At 72.6% G+C, this 6,213-nt stretch carries 6 protein-coding genes; 4 read left to right on the top strand and 2 right to left on the bottom strand.

The annotated features are described in order from the left end of the window. Positions 1-326 precede the first annotated feature (326 nt). The gene (locus EST92_RS30585) at positions 327-1,124 is read left to right on the top strand and encodes an IclR family transcriptional regulator (protein WP_129283921.1); all 798 of its coding nucleotides are present in this window, start codon (positions 327-329) and stop codon (positions 1,122-1,124) included. 65 nt (positions 1,125-1,189) lie between these two features. Here EST92_RS30585 and EST92_RS30580 read toward each other — a convergent pair whose 3' ends face one another. Beyond that, positions 1,190-1,507 (bottom strand): DUF5955 family protein, encoded by a 318-nt coding sequence (locus EST92_RS30580; RefSeq protein WP_254069168.1) that lies wholly within the window; start codon positions 1,505-1,507, stop codon positions 1,190-1,192. A gap of 580 nt (positions 1,508-2,087) precedes the next feature. Here EST92_RS30580 and EST92_RS30575 point away from each other — a divergent pair. The 3 genes from EST92_RS30575 to aceB all read left to right on the top strand — a co-directional run bounded on the left by EST92_RS30575 (position 2,088) and on the right by aceB (position 4,936). Further along, entirely contained in the window at positions 2,088-2,312 is a 225-nt protein-coding gene (locus EST92_RS30575) for a hypothetical protein (protein WP_129283920.1), read from the top strand. A gap of 143 nt (positions 2,313-2,455) precedes the next feature. Beyond that, complete coding sequence (locus tag EST92_RS30570; protein WP_129283922.1) at positions 2,456-3,034, top strand: nucleotidyltransferase family protein; 579 nt, start codon at positions 2,456-2,458, stop codon at positions 3,032-3,034. A gap of 273 nt (positions 3,035-3,307) precedes the next feature. After that, positions 3,308-4,936, top strand: a complete 1,629-nt coding sequence (gene aceB, locus EST92_RS30565; RefSeq protein WP_129283919.1) for a malate synthase A — start codon at positions 3,308-3,310, stop codon at positions 4,934-4,936. 131 nt (positions 4,937-5,067) lie between these two features. Here aceB and EST92_RS30560 read toward each other — a convergent pair. Then, positions 5,068-6,213: M20/M25/M40 family metallo-hydrolase (locus EST92_RS30560; RefSeq protein WP_135789083.1), on the bottom strand; the 1,146-nt coding region annotated here is incomplete at its 5' end.

Raw genomic sequence — 6,213 nt, 5'->3', positions numbered from 1 at the left:
CTTCACCGTCGACCCGCAGGCCCTCCACCACCGCAACAAGATCACCGCGTACGCCGGCAAGACCCTCCCGCCCCTTGGAGGATTCCATAGAATGGATAGCAGATTTCACTCAGCAGAACGTAGCTCCGTCCACTGGCGCCACCGGGAGAGCACGGCCGACAGTCGACCCGAGGGTTCACAGCCTGGGACAAAGAGGGCCTGACCGGCGGGAACGAGTGCGCAAGACGCCATGTGCCACGGTAAGGGGACCGGTAGGCTGCTCCGATCGGGCCCGGCGCCCGTGAGCCCAGCCGAGACCGAACCGCCCCGCCCGAAAGGAACGCGACGTGCCGTCGTCCAGCGCCAGCACCTCCGCCGCCGAAGCCAAGCCCGCCGGCGGCGGTGTCCAGTCCCTTGAGCGCGCCTTCGACCTGCTCGAGCGGATGGCCGACGCCGGCGGCGAGGTCGGTCTGAGCGAGCTCTCCAGCAGCAGCGGACTGCCGCTGCCCACCATCCACCGACTGATGCGCACCCTCGTCGCCTGCGGCTACGTCCGCCAGCAGCCCAACCGCCGCTATGCCCTCGGCCCCCGGCTGATCCGGCTCGGCGAGAGCGCCTCGCGACTGCTGGGCACCTGGGCCCGGCCGTTCCTGGCCCGCCTCGTCGAGGAGACCGGCGAGACCGCCAACATGGCGCTGCTCGACGGCGACGAGATCGTCTACGTCGCCCAGGTCCCCTCCCGGCACGCCGTGCGGATGTTCACCGAGGTCGGGCGGCGGGTACTGCCGCACTCCACCGGCGTCGGCAAGGCCCTGCTGGCGAACCATTCGTCGGAGGAGGTCCGCGCGCTGCTCAGCCGCACGGGCATGCCCGCCGCGACCGAGAAGACGATCACCGACCCGGACCGCTTCCTCGACGCGCTCGCCGATGTCCGCCGCCTCGGCTACGCGGTCGACGACAACGAGCAGGAGATCGGCGTCCGCTGCCTCGCGGTGCCGGTACCCAACTCCCCCACTTCCGCGGCCATTTCCATCTCCGGCCCGACCGGCCGGGTGTCGGAGGCCGCGACGGACACGATCGTGCCGGTGCTGCAGGACGTCGCGGCCCAGCTGTCGGTGGCGCTGGCGAACCAGGCGCCGGCGTAGCGCGCGCCGGCCGGGCGGGCCTCAGGTCGCGGTCGGCCGGCGGCGGAGACTCGGCTCGGCGCCCCTCAGTGGGGCCGCGGCAGCTCGCCGAACCGGTCGATGCCCTCACGCACTTCGGCCAGCGCGGGCGAGAGCGCGCTCACCGACCCGACCGCCCCGGCGATCAGCAGTAGCGAGCGACGCAGCCGGGGCACCTCGGGCAGGCCGTGGCTCACCATCGCGTCCAAGGCGGCCAGCTCGTCGTCCGCCGCCGTCCGGTCCATCAACTCCCCTGGGAGGACGGCCAGTTGGCGGCGCAGCCGGGCCACGGCCCCGCGTAGCTCATGGACCCGGGGGTCGCCCTCGACCCCGGTCGTTCGTCTGTCACTCTGCAGCTGTTCCACCACGACGGCGTCCTCCGTGGCCGTTGCCCGACCCGCGATGCCGGACAGTTAACGCCACTCTGTGCTGCCCGCGCCATACGGAGAGCGAAAAAAACCGATCACTGGCGGGATTCGTCCGGCGATCGTCCGGCCGGCGCACCCCGCGGATGCGCGGCTCGTACGCCCTCTCACGACCCTGACCTGGGGGAACATGGCCGTCGGGCAGCTTGATGCGGTTACCGTCGACCGGATCCGGGTCCTGCTGCGGGGCGGCGGGGGTGCCGGTCCCGCCACCGGGACCCTGGGGCGGGACCGCGGCGGGGAGGGGCCGCATCCGGCCACCGGCCGGGCCGTGGCATCGCCGACGGGAAACGGGGAGCCTTGCCCGAACAACCGGTTCGGCGGCGGACGTTGCCCCCCGGCACCCTCGGAACGGTCCGCCGCCGCAATGCCCGGATTCGGCTTGATCATGCGTCAGCACATGCGTTCCCCACGGCACCCGATGGCGTGGGCACATCCGATACGAGGCGTATGGCAGGGCGTGATGGAGCATTCTCCCTTTCAAGGAAATATCCGGCATATCACTGGATCGGAGAGTGCCATGGAACCCCACTCCGGCCCCGACACCGGCTCGAACCAGCGTCGGGTCAGCGTCGTACAGCTCATCTGCCGCGCGTACGGCCTGTCCGATGCCTCGGAGATCACGCTGGAGCACATAGACCGTTACGTCGCCGAGCAGCGGCGCATGGAGGAGCGAACGCATCAGCTGCGCGAGCGGTTCCGGCCGCACATTCCCCGCCCTCGCGCGTCGGACGACGCCGCCTGACCCGGCGGGCCACGCTCCACGGTGCCATGAGGTATGCAGTCCTCATGGCACCGACAGCATCGAGAGATCCGGGCGAACCGCCGCTCCGCGCCCGGCCGGACGCCCCTGAGGGGGCCCGGGAAGCCGAACGGCCCGGAGGGCGGGTGGCCGGTCTGCTGCTCGCCGCGGGCGGCGGGCGGCGCCTGGGGGGACGGCCCAAGGCGCTGCTCGACCACCGGGGGCGGCCGCTGATCGAGCACGCCGCGCGGGTCCTGCGGCAGGGCGGCTGCGAGCCCGTCCACATCGTGCTGGGCGCGGCGGCCGATGCCGTACGCGAGCGGGCCGAACTCTCCGCGTACCGCGTCTGGGACAACCCGGACTGGGCCCAGGGCATGGGCTCGTCGCTCCGGGTGGGCCTGGCCGCACTGGCCGGATCGGGGGCGGACGCGGTCGTGGTGTCCCTGGTGGACCAGCCGGGCATCGGCGCCGCGGCGGTGGCGCGGGTGGTGGCGGCGTACGACGGCGGCGGTTCGCTCGCCTCCGCCGCCTACGACGGCCGGCGCGGCCATCCGGTGCTCTTCGGCGCCGACCGCTGGCCGGACATCGCCGCCGGCGCAACGGGCGACCGCGGCGCACGCGCCTACCTCCAGCAGCATGCGGCCGCCCTCACCCTGGTCGAGTGCGCCGACGTCGCGGAGCCGTACGACATCGACACCCCGGAGGATCTGCACCGCCTGGAGTGACCCCGCGCGCCGGCAGGCGCTCGCCGGCCTGGGGAGTAATGGAGAGTGACCGCCGTGGCACCGGGAGCCATTCGATCAGCAGATGTGTCGAGCCGGAGAATCTCGACATCAACAAACCATTGAAGTTCCGCAATAAGGAAACTAGTATCCACTGGTCAGAAGCGCCCTGAACCCAGACGGCGCCCGCAACCGCCCCCCCGGGGCCCGCGGCACCCCGTGCCGCCCGGCGCCCCCGCGGCCACCGGGCACCGCCGATGAATGGAGTGACAGCTCATGTCCGCACCAGCGCCGTCCCCGCTGGCCATCGTCGAAGTCGACCCCGCGCACACCCCCGAACGGCAGGGCGAGGTCCTCACCGACGCCGCGCTCACCTTCGTCGCCGAACTCCACCGACGGTTCACCCCGCGCCGTGACGAGCTGCTCGCCCGCCGCGCCGAGCGCCGCGCCGAGATCGCCCGCACCAGCACCCTGGACTTCCTGCCCGAGACCGCGCGGATCCGCGCCGACGACAGCTGGCGGGTCGCCGAGGCGCCCGCCGCGCTCAACGACCGCCGGGTGGAGATCACCGGTCCCACCGACCGCAAGATGACCATCAACGCGCTCAACTCGGGCGCCAAGGTCTGGCTCGCCGACTTCGAGGACGCCTCCGCCCCGACCTGGGAGAACGTCGTCTCCGGTCAGCTGAACCTGATCGACGCCTACGAGCGGCGCATCGACTTCACCGACCCGGCGTCCGGCAAGTCCTACGCCCTCAAGCCCGCCGGGGAACTCGCCACCGTCGTCATGCGGCCGCGCGGCTGGCATCTGGACGAGCGGCACCTGCAGTTCGAGGGCCGGCCGGTCCCCGGCGCGCTGGTCGACTTCGGCCTCTACTTCTTCCACAACGCCAAGCGCCTGCTGGACCTCGGCAAGGGACCGTACTTCTACCTGCCGAAGACCGAGTCGCACCTGGAGGCCCGCCTCTGGAACGACATCTTCGTCTTCGCCCAGGACTATGTCGGCATCCCGCAGGGCACGGTGCGCGCCACCGTCCTCATCGAGACCATCACCGCCGCGTACGAGATGGAGGAGATCCTCTACGAGCTGCGCGACCACGCCTCGGGGCTGAACGCCGGCCGCTGGGACTATCTCTTCTCCATCGTCAAGAACTTCCGTGACGGCGGCGCCAAGTTCGTGCTGCCCGACCGCAACGCGGTCACGATGACGGCACCGTTCATGCGCGCCTACACCGAACTCCTCGTCCGCACCTGCCACAAGCGCGGTGCGCACGCCATCGGCGGCATGGCGGCCTTCATCCCCAACCGCCGGGACCCCGAGGCCAACGAGCAGGCCCTGGCCAAGGTCAAGAACGACAAGGACCGCGAGGCCGGCGACGGTTTCGACGGCTCCTGGGTCGCCCACCCCGACCTGGTCCCCGTCGCCCGCGCCTCCTTCGACGCGGTGCTCGGCGACCGGCCGAACCAGAAGGACCGGCTCCGCGAGGACGTCGACGTCAAGGCCGCGGATCTGATCGCGATCGACTCCCTGGACGCCAAGCCCACCTACCAGGGCCTGGTCGACGCCGTGCAGGTCGGCACCCGCTACATCGAGGCCTGGCTGCGCGGACTGGGCGCCGTCGCGATCTTCGGCCTGATGGAGGACGCCGCCACCGCCGAGATCTCCCGCTCCCAGATCTGGCAGTGGGTCGACGCCGGTGTCGTCTTCGAGAACGGGGAACGGGCCACCGCGGAGCTGGTGCGCCGGGTCGCCGCGGAGCAACTGGCCGCGATCCGCGCCGAGGTCGGCGAGCAGGCCTTCGCCTCCGGCCGCTGGCAGCAGGCCCATGACCTGCTGCTCCGGGTCGCCCTGGACACGGACTACGCGGAGTTCCTGACGCTGCCGGCGTACGAACTGCTGCGCTGACGCCGTCACCCGGCACATCCGGGGGCCGGTACGGACCGCCGCGGCGCGGACCGTGCCGGCCCTTGGCATTTCGGCTCGCGGCCTGGCGGACCGCCTCCCGCGCGCACGACGACGCCGCCGATGACGCTCCGTCAGTTCGACGCTCCGGCACGGTAGGTCGCGGCGTACTCGGCCATGAAGGCGGCCTCGGCGAGCAGGGCGCCGCGCAGTTCGGACCGCAGCACCCGCTCGTTGGGACCGTGCAGACCGCAGAGGCTGTCCTCGGCGCCGAAGAGCAGGATCTCGGCGTCCGGTACGGCCCTGGCCAGGCCGTTGACCAGGGGCACGGAGCCACCGCTCGCGGCGTGCACGGGGTCGGTGCCCCAGGCGCGGCGCAGTGCGGTGCGGGCGGCGCGGTAGGCGGGCCCGTCGGCGGCGGCTTCGTAGCCGGGCCCCGCGTCGCCCGCGGTGACGGTGAGCGGGATGCCGTACGGGCGCAGCCGTTGCAGATGGCGGATGAGCGCGGCCTGCGCCTCGCGCGGGTCCTGCCGGGGGTGGACGCGGAGGTTGAGCTTGGCGCGGGCGTACGGGACCACCGCGGCGGCGGCACGGTCGACGGGCGGCGCGTCCAGGCCGATGACGGTGACGGCGGGGCCGCTCCACAGCCGTTCGCCGAGGCCGCCGGAGCCGAGCAGCGGGGTGCCGTGCGCGACCCCGGCCACCTCGCGGAATTCGTCGTCGGTGAAGGCGGTGCCGTCCCACGGCTCGCGGCGCAGGCCGTCGACGGCGACGTCGCCGTGCACGTCGTGCAGGGTCGCCAGGGCCTTGAGCAGGACGAGCAGCGCGTCGGGGGCGGCGCCGCCGTACTCGCCGCTGTGCACGGCGGCCCGGAGGGTGCGGACCTCGACGACGACCACGGCGGAGCCGCGCAGGGCGGTGGTCAGGGTGGGCGTGCCGGGGCGGATGTTGCCGGTGTCGGCGATGATCATCGCGTCGCAGGCGAAGAGGTCGGGCTCGGTGGGCGGGTAGTCGTCGAAGGCGCTGCCGTACTCCTCCTGACCCTCGAAGACGATCCTGATGCCGACCGGCGGGCGGCCGCCGTAGGCCCGCAGCGCACCGATGTGGACCATGAGGTTGGCCTTGTCGTCGGCGATGCCGCGGGCGCGGATGCCGCCCTCGATGTCGGTGGGTTCGAAGGGCGGGGAGTGCCAGAGCCGCTCCTCGCCGGGCGGCTGGACGTCGTAGTGGCCGTAGAGGAGAACGGTGGGGGCCTCGGGGGTGCGCCTGTGTACGGCAGC

It is taken from the genome of Streptomyces sp. TM32, from assembly GCF_004122755.1.
GTDB lineage: Bacteria > Actinomycetota > Actinomycetes > Streptomycetales > Streptomycetaceae > Streptomyces > Streptomyces sioyaensis.
The sequence above is the reverse complement of the archived record's forward strand: the minus strand, read 5'-3'. Positions and strand labels throughout refer to the sequence as shown.